Genomic DNA, 21282 nt, shown 5'->3' with positions numbered 1-21282 from the left:
ATCAAAACTGGTAATAGAGGAATTGTGTAGCTTGAGATAACGAAAGTACACCAGCTATTGCAAGTATTGCCATCGCCAGTCCCCAAGTAATGGTTGGTCGCCATTCCAAACGTGCTGTAACTGCTTTTGGATCGAATTCGAGCCCTGGGCGATGGCGGCGCATAAGCTCTTGGGTATTCGGTAGAAATAACGCGATAGCTAATAGGCAGATAACCCATCCCCAAGTAAATATGAAACGGCTTCCGCCCCCGAGAGAAAACTGAATGCCGAGATTTTCCAGCATTACAGCGGCTCCACCAAGACTTGACTGAAATGCTGCAGGCAAGCTGATACCATGCAATCCAATCATGCCAGAAAGCATGCTCAATGCACCTTCAAGCGTGGTTGCACGGAAAAACACCCATGCCACTACAACGGCAATGAAAGTGGATGCCCATGCCATAAGCATTCCCCATTTCCCTGTATCTCCAAGATTAGGAAAATATATTTTGCATAGGGAACGCCAACCATGGTTGATAGCCAGATACAAACCGTGCAGTCCGCCCCACAACACAAAGTTCCAAGACGCTCCATGCCACAACCCACCTAGAAGCATGGTAACCATTAGATTAATCTGCCGCCGCATGGGGCCTTTGCGATTGCCTCCTAAGGGAATATATAGGTAATCCCGCAAAAAACGCGATAATGTCATATGCCAACGGCGCCAAAAGTCGATGATATTGGCTGCTTTGTAGGGTGAATTGAAATTCAGTGGTAGCACGATGCCAAACATCCTTGAAAGCCCGATGGCCATATCTGAATAACCGGAGAAATCGAAATACAACTGTAGGGTATAAGCCAATGCACCACCCCATGCGGCCAGTAAATCCAACTTTTCTCCAGAATCTGCAGCATGAAAAGCGACATTGGCGTAGGGTGATACGCCATCTGCCAATACAGATTTTTTGAACAAGCCTATCGTGAAAATGGTCAAGCCGATGGTCATATTGTCCCAGGAAAAACGGTATGTCTCGGGACGAGCGAATTGAGGCATCATTTCCTTATGATGCAGCACGGGACCGGCAATTAGATGCGGAAAGTAAGTGACAAATAACAGGTAGTGGATGAAGTTGTATTCCCGTGCCTTACCCGACCAAGCGTCTACCAAAAAAGCAATCTGTGTAAACGTGTAAAACGAAATACCTAAAGGTAAAAGTATGTCTTGTAGAGACCAACCCGTATCTAGAATAAGGTTGGCTGTATCAAGAAAGAAATTGGCGTATTTGTAGTAGCCTAATAGCAACAAGTCAGCAATAATGCCAACCGCTAGAATAGAATTCTTACGATGATTCTGATCCGTATTGTGTGCCCGAGCTAGAGCGTAACCGATCCCATAGTTGAAGCAAATTGAAACCAGCAGCAAGCCTACATAGGCGGGGTTCCAATACCCATAAAAAATTAGGGAAGCAGCACCCAGCCAAGCAGCTGCAAGCTGTCTGCTATAGGCACCTAAGCGAAAAAAAACGATCGCCGTAACAGGTAGAAACAAAAGCAGAAATGGATAGGAATTGAATAGCATTGTTAGTTACGGGAATTGCTATTTATGTCTCATGCTTTTGTTGGCAAGTTGGTTCTGTCGCATTCACCGCAAAATGAATATTGCGCGCGAGTAAATACGTCTGTACTTAAATCTAGCTTAATGGATACGAAGTGTATCAACGAACACACACCAAAATCCTGTCTACCGGGAAACGTGTTTTTTTAGCATCGAGCATACTGTTTTGCGCAGTCATTTAAAATCAGCCAGCATATCCGATGCTAGTACGTAGCTCTTACCGGGATAGAATCGACTATTAGAGTTGGGGCTGCCTCAGTTATGAAAGGCGGGGGATTTCACACCTCAGGTCGCTAATTGAAAATTTTTCTCATATCCCTTACTTCTCATGCTGCTGTAGCCATTGCTCCAGCATCATCAGCACCCAAATCATCACGCCGTAATAAGATGCATGTCCCGAGCGGTGTTGTTCTATTAATGAATCAATATATTCTGGTCTAATATAACCGCGCCCTCGCAAAGATTTCAAGCTATCGTAGGTCAATTCTTGTAATGGGACATAAGTTTGCATCCAGACGCCAAAAGGTAAACCAAATCCTTGCTTGCTCTTTGTGAGAGTCTCATGAGGCAAAAAATCTTTGAGCGCTTCCTTGAAAAAATATCTGAGTTTCAATCCCTTTACTTTAAGTGAGGGGGGCAGTTGAGCTGCGAACGCGACAATATCTTCATCCAGCAGCGGGTAATGAACTGCTACACCTGCCAATTCACACATACGGTTAACCTTGCGCAAGTCATTGTCAGCCAATGTGAACTTTAAATCTAGATTAAGTAGGCGATTTGTGGTGGAAGTGGAATCGGTACGCCCATATTCTGCGTGCAGTAGTGCATCTGGTTCTTGGGTATTTACTTGAGCCAAGAAGTCAGCAGTGAATATCTCGTTCGGCGAAGTGCGATGTAAAAAATTATAAGATTCCAGGCGACTTGGCAATGGAATTTTGGCTTGTGCGATGTAGCTTTTTAATTTTCTCAATAGTGGGATGCGCTCAATGCCCGGCACCCCAAACATAGCCGGTTCTAGTATGCTACGCCGTAGTATTGCAGGTACAAGAGAATAAGCTTCAAATAATTTTTGTTTTGCATAGCGCGTGTTCCCACCAAAAATTTCGTCCCCGCCATCCCCCGCCAGCATCAGCCGAATGCCTTGCTCTTTGGCCAATTTGGCACAGCAATATGTAGGGACTGCCGATGCATTTCCAAAAGGTTCGTCGTAAGCTTGGGCAACCAGCGGGATTGTATCGACTACATCTTGCGCCGTAACATAGTATTCGTGAGAACGAGTGCCAAAATGTTTGCTTGTAATTCGTGCAAATTCCATCTCATCGTAGCCGTCGGCTGCAAACCCAATAGAAAAAGTATTTGCCAGTTTAGTAGATGATTGTGCGAGTAGCCCAGCGATAGTAGAGCTATCTGTACCACCACTTAGAAATGCACCTACTTGCTCATCAGTTACCGACCTTTGAAGGGTAGTTTGGAGCAATTTTTTAAGACTTTCCTGGCGCTGTATAAAGTGGCTTGGACCGGAATCAGCATACTGCAGGCGCCAATAAAATTTCGTCTCAACTCTTCCATTTTGGAATAACGCATACTGGCCGGGGAGTAGCTTACGTACATTTTTATATATACTTCCTGGAGAAGGTACTGAATGAAAGAATAAATAATTGAATATCGATTGAGGATCAATCACTCGCTCCATATCGGGATGAGCGACAACCCCATCTGTGCTGGTCGAAAAAATAAAATAGTTGCGTGGTGCGGCATAGCAAATGGAATAAATACCCAGTCGATCAATGGCAACAACGGCCGTAGCATCCTGTGAATTAATGACTGCAACACAAAAGGCTCCATGCATATCTTCGAGAAACGCTTTCCCTGACTGGGAATAGGCTTTAGCTATTGCAGCAGCTGAAGTTTCCGTCTTAGCCAGCTCATTTAATTCATCGTTTTCCCAATATACGTTACCTACAACCGCTACCTTAAGTGAGCCTTCTTCATGGCAGCTAGCTTGATCAATCTTTGACCAGGCTGATATCCCATCACTATGACTATACAGTGTTCGTATTGAGTCGATTTTTACGTCAGTCATGGCATCCACCATGTCGTCGGTTATTGTTTTAGCAAGAATGGGATCTTTTTCGTCACCGTACCAACCACACATTCCCTTCATGCAATCTCCTTGTAGTATTTTTCAAACATAAATATTTATGAAATGGTTGCTCGTTTGCCGGAAAGACATTGAAGTTTTAAAGTACAAGCTTTCATACTATTGCAATGTGCAGCTCAAATTTGAAATGCAGTTTTTGTATGCGGATTATTAGGTGACAAACCGCGTTATTATCGGGGTCACATGCACTATCAAGTAAACCGAGAGCGCTTTTGAAAAAATATTCGCCGTACATCAGCGGTCAACGATACCAGATTTACGGGTTGAAACAAGCGGGTTTGAGTCATACTTAGATAGCACTAAAGATTGGAGTGGATAAGTCGAAGATTTCACGAAGATTTATGCGGAACAACTGCGATTGCAGTTGGCGACCAGAATAGGTGGAGTTCTTATCTGATGTGCTTAAGCAAAGGTTTGTTCAAATGCAAGCGATTTTGATTGGATGGTTAGGTGAAAGTAGAGTGTTAGCTTCGAAAAGCCCTCGGCCCAGAAACATTTTGTTAAACGCCAGTTAAATAGTTAATTATGAGGCAGTCTTATTGATACAGTTACGTTCAAAGACTCTCATTGTTGATGGGGAATGTGGAGTGACATTGGTAATAATACAAAGGTGAACTGGTGGCGCAATTAAGGAGTGTCGCGCTTTGCGCTGACAGGACGTATACGCAGCAAATATACCGATGATGAAAGGCGGTGCACAGACATGGGCAACGAGGATTGTCAGTCCTAATAAAAATATAATGCCACGCGGTTCTACAGCAAAGATTTTGCAGGAACTGAACGTACGTCACAGCAGAATTACAAATTTCGAACTACTTTGCTTGTCTATACATATTTTACTTGAAGCTTTTGCAACGAATAATTGTAACTACAAATCTGGCAGTCTGCTAAAATCCAATCGACTTTCTCTACTTATAAAGCTAAAAGTTATTGCGTCGCCATAATAATCGCGTGCTCCAGGCGGATAACTTCACACAATCTACATTATGTTAATGGTAGTGCTGATCAGTAATATAAACATCGAGAGCGCCCTGTGAATCAGGCTTCCTCGCTACTCTTAAATGCTGAGTCTGAATATCCCCCGCTAATTGTTGACTTGGACGGCACTTTAACGCCAACGGATACGCTAATTGAGTCTATCATTCGGCTGGTTAAGCATAACCCGCTGGATGCGCTGAAACTTCCATTTTGGATACTAAAAGGTCGTGCTATTTTTAAGTCAAATATAGCTTCGCGAGCTAATTTCTCAGTTGAAAATCTGCCCTATCGTCAGCCATTCGTGGAATATCTACGCAGCGAGAAAGACAAAGGTCGGCGGATTATCCTTGCCACGGCTGCTCATCGTAGCATTGCTGAATCTGTAGCAGCACAACTTGGATTGTTTGACAGTGTGCTTGCAAGTGAAGAGGGGCGAAATCTGAAAGGTACGGTTAAGCTCGCAGCCATCCGCGAAAAGGTCGGTGAGCGGTTTGTCTATGCTGGCGATAGCGTGGCCGATTTGCCCATCTGGAAGGAGGCCGAAGCTGCGGTGTTGGTTGGTGCATCGACACGAGTCTCTAAGGCCGCTCGGCTTATAGCTCCAATTGAGCGAGAATTTCCGCGAGTAAATCCAAGTTTGATGATTTGGTTTCGCGCGCTCCGGGTTCATCAATGGCTAAAAAACCTTTTACTGTTTGTCCCGCTGTTAACGGCTTTTTCTTTCTTCGACGCCGTCAATCTGACGACAACGATTGTTGCCTTTTTTGCCTTCTCACTCGCTGCATCTGCAACTTACGTAGTAAATGACCTATGGGATATTGAAAATGATAGGTCGCACCCACGAAAGCGTAATCGCCCTTTTGCTAGCGGGACTATACCGATTCCGGCTGGCATCACTGTAGCCGGTGGCACCCTGATAGTGGCGTTAATATTGGCGTCATTTATTTCGAAGGGCTTTCTCCTGATGCTCCTACTTTATATTGCACTTACCAGTGTGTACAGTTTGGTGCTCAAAGAGTACGTGTTGATTGATGTGCTGACGCTTTCTTTACTTTATACATTTCGCATTCTTGCAGGAGCAATCGCCACCAACATATCAACCAGCTCTTGGTTGCTCGCATTTTCAGTCTTCATCTTTTTCAGCCTTGCTCTAGTAAAGCGTTGTTCTGAGCTTGTTTCTCTCGACCAGTCAGGTGGAGAGGCGGCCTGTGGACGTGATTACCGAGTAACGGATCTGATTGTGCTTTGGCCATTAGGGATTGGAGCTGCTCTTTGCGCCGTTGTAGTGTTTGGATTGTTTCTTAGCTCTGCGGAAACACAGGCAAGATATGTAAATGTTGAATTTTTATGGCTGGTTGCCATCAGCTTAATCTATTGGCTTTCACGACTATGGATCAAGACTGCTCGAGGTGAAATGCATGACGATCCATTGATTTTTGCGATCAAAGATTTGGGTAGTCGTGTGACGATTATTGTGATGATCCTGGCGACTTTCGTTGCTCATTCCGTAAATATTGGATAGGTTATGGGTACGCTAATAATGGCCATAACCAGTGTTATTATTTCCGTTGCAGCGCAATTTGCACTAAAAAGCGGTATGTCCAGCATGGAAGTAAAAGAGGCACTATCTCAACCAGCCACTCTGCGCACCATACTTGTAATACTGACAAACAAATTCGTGATTAGTGGTTTTGTTTTGTATGGTTTAGGCGCTGTAGTATGGCTTGGAGTCCTTTCGCGTTGGGATGTAAGTAAGGCGTATCCATTAGTCGGCATGGGGTTTGGGCTAACTGTCATTGTTGGGCTACTGATAGGTGAACAAATTACAATCTCTCGCGCTATCGGAGTCGCACTCATTTGTGTGGGTGTTGTTGTAGTTGGCCGGAGCTGAGAAGTTTATGATTCTAGATTTTTGCATTTCTGCGAGCTTAATTCAGGCCTTCTTGAAGACAAAGGGTCGTCAAAAATTTGCGAATTGTAACAGTGCAGTAGACACACGCTGCTTGGAGCGGAGCGCTTTATTTTTATTTGATCTCTGCTAACTTTATGCGAGCAGCTCGACTACCAATTCTCGCAGTCGTAATCATCAGTGTTTTGATGATTGCGCACCTATTTTTACGTGCCCCAATTTTTCCATTTTCCCCAGATAGCGCAAATTATATTGAACAAGCTCGAGCCTTAATTCTAGAGGGTTTAGCGCTAAATACTTCGTCTGGTCATGGTGAAATGGATGGAGTGCATAATAAGTTGTTCCCGATTGGATTCCCTGCTGTATTAGCACTTTTCAGCATTTTTGGCTTTGATGCACGAGAGGCCGCAATTGCTGTAGGGTGGCTTTCTGCAATTTTATTGCCTGCACTGCTCTATATTTGTTTCAAAAAACTAATTGGTCCTTCATACGCAGCTATATTGGTTGGTCTAAGTGTCTTTTCACCGGGAGTACTTTTGTATGCTCCAATGGGTTTAACCGACATATTTTCTCTGATACTTGCTGTTGGTGTTATTGGATTAGTATTGAACGCGCGTTCCACCGTTTTTTACTTAGTGAGTGGAGTAATTGCTGGATTTGCATACGCAGTTAGAAATGCACATATAGTTTTGCTCATGACACTCGCTGTGTATTTTTTATATCTGTGGGTTAGCAATCCAGCACAACGTAGTCAAACAGTAAAGCATGCTGTAGTTTTTGTAGTAGGTGCGTCGATAATTATATTGCCATTATTGTTACGTAATTTAATGCTCTTTGGTGCGCTAAATCCCTATGAGATGGAACTATCAACCGTTACTGTCTTGCAAAACATACGAGTGTATGTTCAAGAGTTTATATATGACGTGTCGGCCTTGCGCAGTCTGGGAGTTTTCGTTGGGTGGTCTATTCAGGGATTAATATTTCTCTTGGCTGCACTGATTGGCGGAAGCTGGATGCTTGTGGCTCTATGGAGAGGGCAATTATCGGGGGAAAAAAAGAATACAATATTCCTGTGTGTCACGTATTCAATAATTGGTGCATGTGTTGTAATTGCTGCACGCTCACGTTATGAGTGGGGGGAGATGATTAATGTACGACATACCTTACAGTACACACCATTTTTTTTAGCAGCTACTCTTGCTGCGATTTCTGGTTCTAGTAATAATGTATCTTTATTGTTTGCACGAAAAACTGGGCTTGCCTTAGTATTTTTTCTTGGGATTTTTCACACATTTTATGCATATAAATTAGGGGCAGAATATCAGCAAAATATGCTTAGAAGTTATGACGCCATGAGTGCATATCAGAATGGAAAAAAACATTTTTGTGTGTCTGAAAAAAACAACTTTCTTGTGTCAAATTGGGAGTATGTGTTTAGTATTCAATGCGCTGCACGTGTTCAAAAGATGGAGCCTGCTAATTTTCGATGTGACGGATCAGGGTCTTCGATCATTGGAAGGTCTGCGAGTTGTAATGCATTAGTTAGTGATATATTGAATTTGTCAGATAAATTTGCAGGGAAATCAATCCGGGCTGGCTTTTTTCCTGGTCGCGGCGGGGTAAGCGCTAAAGATTTACCACTTTCAGACGTAGAAGTTATAAGTTTGCAAAATTCCGGGTGGGATATTGTTCAAAATAATACGAGCGGACTGTTACTGACTCATCAATAAAATAAAAAAACTCTGGCCATGTTTTGAAGAGCACCTCTGAAAATTCAATTTTCGTCACAATGCTGCGTTATTCGAAAAAATTTAACGTTTAAATATCAAATATATGCAGCGTTAAAATTTTTACTCGCGTCTTGTTTAGCATAGTAAAGTGGTAAGCAGACAATCTGCTAAGTCGCTGCCCGCAAAATTTAATTTTTAGAGGCGGCCTGAAGTAAATCGCTAACAAAATATATCAAAGTAGCTTGAACATTTTGTTCACTCTATGGCGAGACGGTGACTACGTGTCATGTTACAGAGAGTATGAGTTTTAATCTCTATGGATTTGCTTCACAGCTCCTTTCTTCGAAGCTGGCTGTAAGTCTCAGCCAGTTGTACGAATACCTTAAACTCATCGCTGTTTGTAGCGAAGTGATTATTTAGTAAAAATATGGTTTTTTAATACTACTATTCTAAGATGCTGACCTGAGTTATTGCACTTTTGATTATGAGAGAAAATTTTGAGTGAATTTTGGTGTAAAGTTAAAAAAACCCTTGAATTTCACTCTTCTCGAGTGGTGCGTGCGGCGCGTGGTGCGTGGTGGGACTTGGCGAAAACTCGATCGCATAAACCTATTTTTATTGTTGGTTGCAGCCGTGCAGGCACTACCGTAGTGTACAAAACCTTCTCCAAGTCTAACGCCATCGGCTCGCTGAATCGTGAAACTCATGACTTCTGGGTGGACATGCACCCGCTTTCCAACAAAAACTGGGACACGCATGGTCTTGATGCAATTGATGCCAGTACCGCTGACCAAGACTACGTTTCGCGTTATTTCTATGCTTGGACGGGGCAATCCCGCTTTGTAGATAAGAATAATCAGAATGGGTTATGCGTATCCTATCTATATTCCTTATTTCCTGATGCTCATTTTATTTATGTAAAACGCAATCCTGGTGACAACATCAACTCTCTGATTGAGGGTTGGAGCAAGCCAGAAGAATTCGCCACTTGGTCCGATGTATTACCGGAAAAGGTCACTGTAGAAGATGGACGTTATTCACAATGGTGTTTTTTTCTTGCGAATGGTTGGCGTGATTACATTAGCGCCTCTATAGAGGATGTATGTGCATTCCAGTACAACGCTATCAACCAGGCTATCCTTGATGCTAAGAGCGTTATTCCAACGGCACAGTGGAGTGAAATATTCTACGAAGATATAGTGCGCCAACCGGTAGAGAGTTTTCGCATACTATTCGAGGCGAGTAGTTTACCTTTTGATGCGCAACTGCAGGTGCATTGCGAGAACGTTTTAGATACGCCTTACAATGCTTTCTCCGAAATTCGTCTGGATAAGTGGAAAGATGGCCGCAATCGCGAAAAAATTGATCGAGTTTTAGCCAAAATTGAAGTTACCGCTGGTGCCATGGGGTATAAGCTTTGAGTCGTTTCACTCGAGTATTTCATTTGTTTGGCTGGGGCAGTGTAATCGGTTTGCTATTGTTGGCATTGGTGGAAATCTGGCTACACTCAGATGATTTTCTGTATCGTTATCGTTCAGTATTTGCCACAGGTCGGGCCATGGATAAGCTGCAGTATGTGAGCTCGCATACCCCGGCCTTGCTGGTGTTAGGAAATAGCCGTATCGATAATGGTTTTATCCCGCAAGTCTTGCTGGAAGGCAGTGTTGCGGACGTCTCTGGCTTTAATATGGGTATGCCGGGCGCTAATGCGGGCATTCTTTACGGCGTGGTGAAACGTTTGGCGAATGAGGGCAATTTAGGCGCAAAAGGTATACGCGCTGTGCTGATTGGCCTGGATGAGCATCTGTTACAAGCCGAGGACAGCCTCGGGTATGGTGTGTTTTATAGTGACCCCGCATGGCTATGGCAGACTCGTGACTGGCGCGGGATGTTGGCGAACAGCATACGCCTGTGGGGGTTTTCTGCAAATTTGAAGCAATTGCGGGAACCGGCCAAGGCATTGGGATTTTATCAGGCAAGCTTTGCCGCTATGGAACCTGTCGGTGGCGGTGCGGCAATGCATTTAGGCTATCGAGCTGGTTTTGGTGGCTTGCAGGATGCAGGCCAAGTGCGCCGGCAGCAGGAAAGCTTTGATGAGCCACCCGACGTAAACCAAATCAAGGCTCTGTTTGCTACGGTGGCTCTGTTGCAACGGTATGGTGTAGAGGTGGCAGTGGTATACCCACCGTTGCTGAATCGTGAGCTTTTGTACCTTACGCCGCAGTTGCCGGCAGCACGTCTTTATCTCGCTGTAGCTGAACGCTTGACTGCTGAGGGTGTCCCGCAGTTGACACTAGAGACGGCTGCACAGCGTAACCCGGAAATGTTTGTAAACTCCGGTCACTTGAATGATCTCGGCGCGCACTATCACAGTCGCTTGCTAGCACGGCAATTACGGGCCATATGGCCAACCTTGTATGCCCAAGAGGGGGGCGCATGATTTTCAGCAGCATGAGCTTCATGGTGTTTCTGGTAGCGGTTTTATTTCTTTATGCCGCCACCAATAACTACCGTCAGCGTGCCGCCATCATTCTGGTAGCGAGTTTAGTGTTTTATGGATCCTGGAATCCTTCCTACCTACTTTTGCTGACAGCCTCGCTTACCCTCAACTATGGCTTTTACCGTATCCTCCAGCAAACGCGTTCCCGCGCTTGGCTCAGTCTGGCTTTGGTGGTTAATTTAAGTGTATTGATATTTTTCAAATACTTGGGATTGTTTTTCCAGTCTCTCATGACCTTGGGTGGCTATTTCCAAATTCTTGCGCCCGTCGATACACCTAGTTGGGCGCAATGGGCACTCCCACTAGGAGTGAGCTTCTATACTTTTCACATGCTCTCGGTGATGATAGATGTTTATCGGGGCGATTGGGTACGGCCAATCAGCTTTCGCGCATGGAGCATGTACGTTACCTTTTTCCCGCACATGATTGCCGGCCCCATTCTGCGTGCCAGCGAGCTGGTGGATCAGCTGGAAAAACTCGAACCACTTAAGCTGAATGAGGTGCGATTGGGCGCGCTGATTTTTATTGGCGGGCTTATCAAAAAGACGTTATTTGCCGATAATCTGGCAGGCATTGTAGAGCCGCTATACGCTCACCCTGAGCAACTTACTTTTTACACCGCTTGGTTTGCCACGCTGGCCTTCGCCTTGCAGATTTATTTCGATTTTTCCGGGTACAGCGAGATGGCCGTTGGTCTCGCTCGGATGTTTGGTGTTACCCTTCCGCGTAACTTTCTTTACCCTTATGTTAGCCGCAGTGTGAAGGAATTCTGGCAACGCTGGCACATTACGTTGTCGCTTTGGCTTAGAGATTACCTTTATATTTCGCTGGGCGGTTCGCGTTGCTCCTTCCCACGCAACATGGGCAATCTCATGATTACAATGTTGCTGGGTGGTTTGTGGCACGGCGCAGGCTGGAACTTTGTGTTCTGGGGTTTTTTGCATGGCAGCTATTTGATACTTCATCGCTTGTTGCTGCACGCTTACACTTGGGCAGGCGTTACGGCGGGTTCTGTTATTGATCGCATTCTGTCTTGGCTGGGCTGGCCTTTTACGTTCATTTTAGTGTGCTTTACTTGGGTGTTTTTCCGCGCCAATTCTTTCCCCGATGCTTGGCATATTAGTGCAACTATGCTTGGTCTGGCTCAGCCCAGTGAGACAATCCTTGTTATCCGCCTCTCGGAACAGGCTATGATCATTGCGGCGCTGTTGTTGGCGTTGATAGAACCACACATCGTGGCATGGTTTCAGCGGCAGAACCCCCTTAGTTGGTGGCGGGTAGTTGCACCCGTGCGTGGTTTTGCATATGCGATACTGGTATTGGTACTGGTATCGTTCGGTGGTGATACCCAGAAATTCATTTATTTTGATTTTTAACGTAACGATACAAATCTGGTTGGGCGGAATAATAATAGCTTGGCTGTTAGTGCAAGTTATGTTGCTGCTTGCCTATCGCCATATACTGGTCGCTTATTGGCGGGAACCAGTGTTCCGTTACCCGATACTGGTTTTCGAGGGTGACGATTGGGGCGCGGGGCCGCTGGAGCAGGCGCAAGCACTAGATGCACTGCGACAGATACTAAAGAGTCATCGGGATCAGTCTGGTCATTACTCAGTGATGACTTTAGGCGTAATCCTGAGCATTGCGGATACTGAAGCCATGCGCGCTGATAAAGAAGCAGAGTACATTCGGCTTTCACTTGATCATGCGCGTTTTGAGCCTGTGTTGGCAGCAATGCGTGCGGGTATCAATGAGGGCGTATTCACTCTTCAATTGCATGGTATGGAGCACTATTGGCCGCCTGCAGTAATGGCAGCCGCAAGAATAGATGCTCAAGTGGCTGCATGGCTCATAAAAATCGGTATAGCGCATAGCGAAGAACTGCCTTCTCGCTTGCAAAGCCGCTGGATTGACGCTGTTTCACTTCCTTCGCAGCCGCTGCCAGAAGCAGAAATTTATGCGGCCGTAGTGGAAGAGGTTAAAGTGTACATGCAAATTTTCGGCGCAAAACCAGTCATTGCGGTGCCCACTACTTTTGTTTGGAATAACGTAGTGGAGCGTGCATGGGCTTCCCAGGGCGTGAGCTGCGTTATTACTCCCGGCACTCGTTTTGAAAGTCGTGATGGGCAAGGGCGCCCGCAAGGAGATGGCAAGTTAATATTGAACGGCGAGCGTGGTGAAAGTGGTGTGATGTATCTGGTACGAGACAAATATTTCGAACCTAAACTGGGCCATCGTGCCGAAAAAGGCTTGGATGCTTTAGCGTTGCAAACCGAGTGTGGTCGCCCGACTTTGCTGGAAACGCACCGCTTCAATTTTCTTGGTGATCCAGCTCAGTCCAAGGCTGCATTGGCAGAACTGAACCGGCTACTGGTAGAAGCTCGAGCGCACTATAGCAAGCTGCGGTTTTTGTCCACGCACGATATCGCTGAAGCAATTGTAAGCCAGGATACGTCACTGATCACAATTGTGCCGCGAGTACGTTTACATGCATGGCTCGCGCGTATCAGTAAAGTATCGCGCTTTTGGAAGCTTGCGCGGCTCACAGGATTAGTCGTGCCGCTGTGGTTGTTAAGGAAATGGGCAGCATGAGCGCCCCGCGTTTCTCTGTCGTTATTCCTGCTTACAATGCGCAAGATACTTTGGCGCGCGCACTTGATTCAGTGCTGGCACAAATTTGGCCCGCGTTTGAAATTATCGTTATTGACGACGGCTCCAGTGATGCTACAGCTGCTGTGGCTGCAAGCTATGGTGAAAAAATTCGTTATCTGCGCCAGGACAATGCTGGCGTTTCTGCCGCTCGTAACCATGGTGCACGCATAGCTAGTGGCGATTGGCTGACTTTTCTTGATGCTGATGACTGGTACTATCCAAACAGACTACAACGGCATGGTGAATGGATCTCCCGTGACGTGGGCCTGGATTTTCTCACTGGTGATTATGAATATCGTGATACCAGTGGCGAGTTGCTGGGCTGCTCCATGGAAAGCAAGGCGTCAGGTCGTGCCATGTTGGCCAAGGCTGCAGATAATTCTGAAGTTATTATGCAGGAGGAAGAGTTTGAGGCCTTCGTTGCCGATCATTTCGGCGATACTCATACCTTGAGCTTGCCACGTGCCACTTTTCTGGAATTGGGCGGCTATCCATTGGGATTCAAAGTCTGTGAGGACGTGCACCTTCTGACCCGCCTGGTAGCATGCAGCCGCCGTGTGGGCGTGGTGTGCGAACCATTGGCTGTGTATTCCATCCACGCCGCCAGTGCGACCCGTGCGGATCCGGTACGTGCGCAGTTCGAAAATGTTCGTACCCTTATTGCTCTGGGTGAAGAGGCCACCAACTTGCCCGCCGTTGTGCGCCGTGGTTACACCACGCGACTACGTCAGGCACGGCTTAATCTTGGCTATGCGTTGAGCAGAACAGGTAGTCGTGTGAGTGCGGTGCGGGCTGTATTGCCTTCGCTAATCGAAGCACCTAGCCTAGTCAGTGTGCGTAATCTATTGTCTATTCTTAGAGGCTAAATATGCCCCGTTACTTGGTGCTTACTGAATTATTTTTACCTACCAAAGGCGGCACCGCTGTCTGGTTTGCCGAGGTATACCAGCGCTTGTCAGGCAAGGAAACCCACATTGTCACTGCTGATGTGCCGGGTGCGGCGGCGGTAGACGCGATGCATTCCAACACAGTACATCGTATCCGCATGCATCGGGTGGCGTGGCTTCGACCGGAATCTTTGGGCATGTATGCTAACCTGTTTATCAAATCCTTATGGTTAGCACTTACCCACCGTTTCACTGCTATTCATGCCGGTCGTGCCCTGCCAGAAGGTATTACAGCCTGGCTGGTAGCACGGCTTACTTTGCATCCGGTCGTCATATACGCTCATGGCGAGGAACTTACCACTTGGGGGCACGGCCGCAAGTACAAGGCTATGCGCTTTGCATTGCGCCACGCTGACCGGGTCATTGCCAACAGCGAATATACTCGCGACACACTCATCAAAATGGGCGTGAATCCTGACTGCATTACACTTATCTATCCTGGTGTGGACGTGACCCGCTTTCGCCCAGGTTTACCTTGTGCAGAGTTGCGTCAATCAGTGTGCGTAACAGATGCTAGTAAGCTGGTTTTGTCGGTGGGTCGTCTGTCACGACGTAAAGGGTTTGACAAAGTGATACAGGCTTTACCTGCACTGATTCATGCGGGATTGGATATTCAGTATGTGCTGATTGGTATTGGCGAAGATTATGAATATTTATTTGATCTCGCACGCAAGCATGATGTGGCTGACCGAGTTCACCTGTTGGGTCACGTCACTGTTGAAGACTTGCCATGTTGGTACAATGCTTGTGACGTATTTATAATGCCTAACCGTGAGATCAATGGTGATACTGAAGGTTTCGGCATGGTGTTTATCGAAGCAGCAGCATGTGGCAAGCCTGCTATTGCTGGGAATGCTGGCGGCACTGGGGCAGCGGTGGTGGATGAGGTGACAGGTTTCAGAGTGGATGGCACGGACACCGTTGCAGTCACCATAGCAATGCAGCGGATACTCGAAAACACTCAATATGCACAGCAGATTGGGAACTGCGCATTAACAAGAGCAATCCAACAATTTGACTGGTCTATCGTGGCTAAAAAAACTCAACAATTGCAAACTAAATAATGCCTGTCTGTTCGTAGTTGCAGCATTGAAGTCGCGTTTAAAATAAGGAGAGCAGGATGAGTCTAATAAAATTACGGCACTCTTTTACACTGACAATACTGGTGGTGTTTGGATTGCTTGGAATGAAACAAGCAATAGCGGTTTTGCCCTTTGAGGCAAGTGAGGCAGAATTATCCAGGCTACCAATCTTATGCCAAGTCAAATTAGGCTACAGCCTCAAATCCACTCAAGCCAACATAAAACTTTATGCTGGAAAGGTTGGCCCGGATTGGCAGCACATCCACCATTACTGCTTTGCACTTAAATTCAGTAATCGGTATAAAAATGCTTACGGTAACAAAGGTGACCAGAAATTTTACTTTCAAAGTGCAATGGGTGAGTTTAAATATATATTTGACCATTCGTCACCTTCTTTCTGGATGCGCCCCGAGATGCATGTTCAGAAAGGCAAGTTGTTTGCTGCCGCACGCAGCAATGCCGAAGCTGTAAAAGAATTTGAGCACGCATTACAAATAAAACCAGACTATATTCAAGCGTATGTTGCGCTCAGTGATCTTTATAAGAATACTAGTCAAAAATCGAAATCTATTACGGTATTGGAACAAGGGTTAGAGATTGCACCACATAGTAAATCCTTGCAAAGAAGATATAACCGGCTGACAGGTAAAGTTTTTACACCACCCCCACTTACAGCCGAGCAGACCACACAAACCGATTCTCCACCTACGCCAGTTGAGCAGGCTGCTGCGGCAAGCGTAGTTAATTCGACCACTACGCCAGCTGTTTCTGCTTCACCGCCAGTTGTCGCGCCCGTAAAGATTGGTACCCCTAGTAACCCATATTGCCGTTTTTGTCCGCCAGAGTAACAATAATAAAATACAGATCTGCGCACGTGTTACTGACAATGTATTTGAGGCTATATATTCATTGAATCCAGTTACTGTTTAGTTTTAGAACATTTCCCCATCCAGGCAAGTAGCTGTTGTTTCATGGCTTCTGTCAGCTCAGGTTCGTCAGCGATGCGGTTATGTTGGCAGGCCAGGTCGGTTTCCAGATCGAACAATTTGTATAACACACCGCCTACCACAGGCTGGTAAACCAGTTTCCAGCGCCCAACACGGATCATTCTGTCCTTGGCTTCAATCACCGTGTCGTGGTACTGCAGTTTGATCGCCAGCGTGCCGCTAGCTTTGTCTGGAATTTCCAGCAGTTCCAGTAAGTCGGGGTAGCGCAGGTGGTCTTCGTGCATACCTGGCAGGTCGGTCATCCAGATACCGGTTTCGTTAAAGGCGGGCAACCCCAGGTCATGTTTTTCACCACGTACTATATTTGCCAGAGATACGCCTTCCATCGATTTCGGAATAGTTAGCCCGGTTAGTGCCAGCAGGGTTGGAGCAACGTCGATGCTGCGGACTACCTGATTGATTTTTCCGCAGGTGGATTCACGCGGGTCGTGTATCAATAGCGGAATACGTGGACTGAAGTCACCAACCGCAGAGTTACCCTGACCCCAAGTTTCGTGCTCGAAAAATTCCATACCATGGTCAGAATAGACAACGACAATAGTATTGTCTGCCAGACCGCTGACGTTGAGATGGTGCAGCATCTTGCCCACTTCATCATCAAACTCTTCTACGCAACCATCGTATAAATTAATGATTTGATCGAGGTCGAACTCCTCTTTTGGCGCTCCTTGGCGGCGAATAATATCGAATGGATCGTTTAGCTTGGCCATGGCGAATTTAGATTCACTGTCATAAGTAGGGTCGGCAAAACGCGAATACCATGGCCATTCCGTGGCAAATGGAGGGTGTGTGGTGGAATAAAAGACATTGAGAAAGAATGGTTGAGTACTATCTGCCAGACGAGAAACCAGGCGCCGTGCATATTTACCCATTGGTTGGGTCAGCGGCACGCCTCCCAGATAATAAATTTCTGGCAGCAGCAGTTGGCCCAATCGATTGTGGGTAAACAGTGATACGAAAAGGCGTAAATCTTTAGGCCCCTGCCGGATCAGATATTTTAGGTTCCACTGATCTTCTGGTAGATCGGTGTGATCGAAACCGAAAGAAAATTTTCCCATATCGCTGCCACACCAATCTGAAATTACAGCAGTGCGATAGCCCTGCGCCTTGAGCAGATGGGGCAGGGCATCGACTTTCAGTCTGGCAGCATCGTCCGCATTGAAATTGTCGCGAATACCGTGGGTATGCGGCCAAGTGCCTGTCATCAGGGAGATCAGGCTAGGAGCGGTTCGAGCGCAAGGCACATAGCAGTTGGCAAACAGTACCCCCAATTCGGCCAGCTGATCGATATTGGGCGTGAGGGCACGTCGATATCCCAGTTTACCCAGACGATCTGCACGCAAAGTGTCTGATCCGATCATTAAAATGTTGGGTGGTGCGTTGGCTGCGCTTTTGGGAGTGCGGCGGGATGGGCGAGCCTCGGGCAGCCAGGCTGCCCAAGTAATTGTGCCTGCGAAGAATAGCACCGCAGCCCACAATGCAATTAGATCAGCCGTCTGCTTCTGCTTGATCAATTGCAATGTGGTGGTGATTAACAACACCAAAGTGGCTGAAATATACACAAGCTGCATCAAATAGATGCGTTCCGGTGTCATCCAGCGCCACAGCCCATAAATTCGGCTTATACGGTAATGCATGGAGGCAACCAGCAGCCCTGGGTTAAAGCGTAGCTTGCGGATGAATTGCAGTTTGATCGCGCCCAGAATACCCAGTACTGCCGCGAGTGTTGCAAGATCTCTTGACCATTCGCCGTCCAGACTTACAGTCAACATGTAATATAGCAATACGCCTGCACTGCCGGTGAATAGCATGATAAAAAATGACCAAACAGATAGACGGGCGAGCGCAAACAGGGTGTAGCGTCGGAAATGAGTGAGTACTTCTTGCTGAATGCGTGGTCCGGTTTGAGAAAAGTCCATTAGAGACTTTGCCAGCAAAACCATAGAGCCCACGCCTGCCACAGATAACGCAGGTACCCCCCCGGCCCAGCGTTCATTGCCGCTGGCAAACCAGGCGATCAACCCACAAGTCACTGTCGAAACTGCCAGTGCTGCAATCAGCAAAATGCCACGATCAGGGGGAAGCGAAAGGTCTTTACTACGATGGCCCGATTCTCGGCGGCCTTGCAATTCTCCCAGGGCGGCAGCCGTACGCATCCAATAGAAGCGCCGCTTGGCCCATGATCGACTGAACATGCTGTGAAGTCCGTATTCCGCCAGCTTTCGCCACATATAGAGTGGGACTTGGCCGTTGCCCTGAATGCGTGAAGTGGAGCGAGTGCGCTGAAAACTTTTTTTAAGTAGATAGCTGAGTTTCAGACGATCAAGGTCTACATAATGATGTTGCACGATGTCCGGCGTGTACTGGCAACGTACCCCGCGAATCATGGCACGCAATACATATTCGCTATCTTCGCCGCCACCCAAATCGTGACCGTGCGGCCCCAGTTCGGTTGAAAACTGCCCGGCAAGGGCAAACACATGACGTCGCACAACGAGATTGCCCCCCCCTGGGATAGGACCTTCTTCCGCCGTTATTGTTTTGGGTGTATCTCCTTGGTTATAGCGTGGTACTGGCAGCGGATAAACTCGATACGGTCCTTCGTCATGTACCCATGCAGGCTCAGTGCCATTCCAATCAGGCAAGATGCGACCACAATACAATCCTGCATCGGGCCAGCGTTGCGCAGCCTGAGCAATTGCAACCAGATAATTTCCATCGACCCGATGGTCATCATCGACAAAAGCAGTCAGCTCAGTATCGATTTCCGGAATGGTCCAATTGAGCGCATGCGACTTACCCGGTGTGGGAACTTCAATCAAGCGTAGTGGCAGCCAACCTTTACTGGCCTGTTGAGACTGATATTCCAGCATGCGAACCACCGTATCATCAGTACAGGCATTAGCTGCTACCAAAATTTGCACCCGCATGGTGGGGCGCTGTGCAGCATTTAGTGAAGTTAGAGCCAGTTCCAGCAAATTTGCGCGGTTGTGGGTACAAATGAGTATGGTAAGCGCGTCGTTCATATTGGATCGCGCAACCAACCCCAAAAGTACCCGGTGAAATATGCTGCGTTCATTTCTTGCCGTAACGAATGGCGTGCACCTTGTTTAAAACGCTGCATGATTGCTCGCCCGTGAGCGCGAGCTAATTGCGGAATGAGATAAAGCGGCGGAATACGCGAGGCAACGCCTCGCTTCCGTGCGCCTTCCATGCGTCCTTGGCGAAAGTGTAGTTGTAAGAAATACGTACGACGCAATTTCCAAGACTCTATACGATGATGAATCATTGCTTTAGGCGCCCAGCGTACTGTCTTTTTCAGGTTAATCAAGCGCTGGTAGAGTTCAGTGTCTTCACCCCCAGATTGAATATTACCGCGGCGTCCCAAATTGCCATCAAACCCACCTGCGTCCAGAATGGTTTGCCGGTGAAAAACTGCATTACCAGTGAAAATCGGGGTAGAAATTTCGGTAAGTTCTCGTTCTACAGACCCATAATTCAACTCACCCAGGAATCCCAATAACTCGTCTGTAAGCCAATCAGGACAGTCAGTGGGCAAAAGAGCGCGTATTCGACCACCAATGGCGGCAGGACGATAACAGTCAATAGTCTGCTCCAGATTTACCAACCAATCCGCCTCAGGAGTTTCGTCATCATCCAGAAACACCACGTATTCACCTTTTGCTTCCGCGAGCGCACGGTTGCGGGCATGAGCTACGCCCAACTGATTTTCCTGCACTACCCGGCAGTCGATATCTATCCGTTGCCAGTCACCTTGAGCAAGCCATGCTCCAGTGCCATCTGGGCTGGCATTATTTACAATTAGAAGTTCCCAGGATCCTTGGGGGGGATGCAAATCATGCAACCCGATGAGCGTTTGTTTGAGAGCTGCCAGATGATTGTGGGTACAAATGGATAATGTCAACTTCATCCCAGTCCCAGTCGAAGTTTTAATTGATTGAGGTAATATCCAGCCCAGGCTATAAGACGACCATCATTGCTGCCCAGCGTAATTTTTCTAAGCAGCATGGCTGATGTGTCAGTGCCGAAAATATCCAGGCGACGGATACGGAAGAGATCCACATCGGATCGGTTAAAGCCGGGCTGTACTGAAAAGGCTGCTTCAAAACCTGCCATTTTTACAGCGGTCGCTTCCCGCTCGCTGAAACGGCCATAAGGGTAAGCGAAATAACGGCACGATATGCCAAGAAGTTCTAGTTCCGCCTTACAACCTGCTGTTTCATTAACCAGTTCAATGTCATTCAATGCGGTGAGATCTTTGTGGTTACGCGAATGGCCATGAAAACTGAATCCTCCTTGCTCCATCTCGGCAATTTCATTCTGATTTAAAAGAGGATACGTACGCCCTTCAGGATTTTCATTTTTAGACCACGCATCATCCTGCCCGATCAGATTGCTCACCAGAAACATGACTGCTGGCCACTGATATTGACGCAAAATCGGCCAGGCATGTTCATACACACCTTTAAAACCATCATCGAAACTAATCAGAAATGCCTTTTCCGGTAAAGTTTTTTTACCTTGCCGCCAAGCCATGAAGTCGTCAACAGAAACAGCTTGCCAATTAGACTGTGCCAAAGCACTCATGTGTTCTGCAAAGCACTTTGGGCTGATGCAATACTTGCGTTCCCACTGATTATGGGCATCGTCCACGCGGTGATACATGAGAATGGGAATGCGTTGAGCCGTGTTCATTAGAAA

At 46.9% G+C, this 21282-nt stretch carries 15 protein-coding genes; 10 read left to right on the top strand and 5 right to left on the bottom strand.

Translation table 11 applies throughout. The features are described 5' to 3' along the window. Nucleotide 1: 1 nt before the first annotated feature. Together MJ770_RS05355 and MJ770_RS05350 are read right to left on the bottom strand one after the other, a co-directional pair. Complete coding sequence (locus MJ770_RS05355) at nt 2-1558, bottom strand: MBOAT family O-acyltransferase (RefSeq protein ID WP_239250577.1); 1557 nt, start codon at nt 1556-1558, stop codon at nt 2-4. Nucleotides 1559-1913: 355 nt separating this feature from the next. After that, complete coding sequence (locus MJ770_RS05350) at nt 1914-3758, bottom strand: asparagine synthetase B family protein (protein ID WP_239250576.1); 1845 nt, start codon at nt 3756-3758, stop codon at nt 1914-1916. Nucleotides 3759-4788: 1030 nt separating this feature from the next. On the opposite strand from MJ770_RS05350, the gene MJ770_RS05345 reads away from it, so the two are divergent. The 10 genes from MJ770_RS05345 to MJ770_RS05300 all read left to right on the top strand — a co-directional run bounded on the left by MJ770_RS05345 (nt 4789) and on the right by MJ770_RS05300 (nt 16401). Continuing rightward, nucleotides 4789-6255 carry a UbiA family prenyltransferase gene (locus MJ770_RS05345; protein ID WP_239250575.1) on the top strand — a complete coding sequence of 489 codons (1467 nt, stop codon included), beginning with the start codon at nt 4789-4791 and terminating at the stop codon, nt 6253-6255. A 3-nt stretch (nt 6256-6258) separates the two neighbouring features. Beyond that, nucleotides 6259-6624, top strand: coding sequence for a hypothetical protein (locus MJ770_RS05340; RefSeq protein ID WP_239250574.1), 366 nt, complete (start codon nt 6259-6261; stop codon nt 6622-6624). Between the two features lie 206 nt (nt 6625-6830). Beyond that, on the top strand, nt 6831-8372 hold the full coding sequence (locus MJ770_RS05335; protein WP_239250573.1) for a glycosyltransferase family 39 protein: 1542 nt from the start codon (nt 6831-6833) through the stop codon (nt 8370-8372). Between the two features lie 497 nt (nt 8373-8869). Then, nucleotides 8870-9793: a sulfotransferase family protein gene (locus tag MJ770_RS05330; RefSeq protein WP_239250572.1), complete on the top strand. Its 924-nt coding sequence runs from the start codon at nt 8870-8872 to the stop codon at nt 9791-9793. Continuing rightward, entirely contained in the window at nt 9790-10812 is a 1023-nt protein-coding gene (locus MJ770_RS05325; protein WP_239250571.1) for a hypothetical protein, read from the top strand. The genes MJ770_RS05330 and MJ770_RS05325 overlap by 4 nt, the downstream gene beginning before the upstream one ends. Further along, nucleotides 10809-12248 carry an MBOAT family O-acyltransferase gene (locus MJ770_RS05320; protein WP_239250570.1) on the top strand — a complete coding sequence of 480 codons (1440 nt, stop codon included), beginning with the start codon at nt 10809-10811 and terminating at the stop codon, nt 12246-12248. Before MJ770_RS05325 ends, MJ770_RS05320 begins: the two co-directional genes overlap by 4 nt. Further along, nucleotides 12178-13464: a hypothetical protein gene (locus tag MJ770_RS05315; protein ID WP_239250569.1), complete on the top strand. Its 1287-nt coding sequence runs from the start codon at nt 12178-12180 to the stop codon at nt 13462-13464. Before MJ770_RS05320 ends, MJ770_RS05315 begins: the two co-directional genes overlap by 71 nt. After that, nucleotides 13461-14390 (top strand): glycosyltransferase family 2 protein, encoded by a 930-nt coding sequence (locus MJ770_RS05310; RefSeq protein ID WP_239250568.1) that lies wholly within the window; start codon nt 13461-13463, stop codon nt 14388-14390. Before MJ770_RS05315 ends, MJ770_RS05310 begins: the two co-directional genes overlap by 4 nt. 2 nt (nt 14391-14392) lie before the next feature. Continuing rightward, nucleotides 14393-15535: a glycosyltransferase family 4 protein gene (locus MJ770_RS05305; protein WP_239250567.1), complete on the top strand. Its 1143-nt coding sequence runs from the start codon at nt 14393-14395 to the stop codon at nt 15533-15535. A gap of 56 nt (nt 15536-15591) precedes the next feature. Further along, on the top strand, nt 15592-16401 hold the full coding sequence (locus tag MJ770_RS05300) for a hypothetical protein (RefSeq protein ID WP_239250566.1): 810 nt from the start codon (nt 15592-15594) through the stop codon (nt 16399-16401). A gap of 71 nt (nt 16402-16472) precedes the next feature. Here MJ770_RS05300 and MJ770_RS05295 read toward each other — a convergent pair whose 3' ends face one another. The 3 genes from MJ770_RS05295 to MJ770_RS05285 are packed head-to-tail and all read right to left on the bottom strand — an operon-like array spanning nt 16473 to nt 21276. After that, complete coding sequence (locus MJ770_RS05295) at nt 16473-19586, bottom strand: sulfatase-like hydrolase/transferase (RefSeq protein WP_239250565.1); 3114 nt, start codon at nt 19584-19586, stop codon at nt 16473-16475. Continuing rightward, the gene (locus MJ770_RS05290; RefSeq protein WP_239250564.1) at nt 19583-20491 is read right to left on the bottom strand and encodes a glycosyltransferase family 2 protein; all 909 of its coding nucleotides are present in this window, start codon (nt 20489-20491) and stop codon (nt 19583-19585) included. The genes MJ770_RS05295 and MJ770_RS05290 overlap by 4 nt, the downstream gene beginning before the upstream one ends. After that, a complete protein-coding gene (locus MJ770_RS05285) occupies nt 20488-21276 on the bottom strand; it encodes a polysaccharide deacetylase family protein (RefSeq protein ID WP_239250563.1) in 789 nt (262 codons plus the stop codon). The genes MJ770_RS05290 and MJ770_RS05285 overlap by 4 nt, the downstream gene beginning before the upstream one ends. Between the last annotated feature and the right edge of the window lie 6 nt (nt 21277-21282).

This window comes from Candidatus Nitrotoga sp. M5 (genome assembly GCF_927904885.1).
Lineage (GTDB): Bacteria > Pseudomonadota > Gammaproteobacteria > Burkholderiales > Gallionellaceae > Nitrotoga.
The sequence above is the reverse complement of the archived record's forward strand: the minus strand, read 5'-3'. Positions and strand labels throughout refer to the sequence as shown.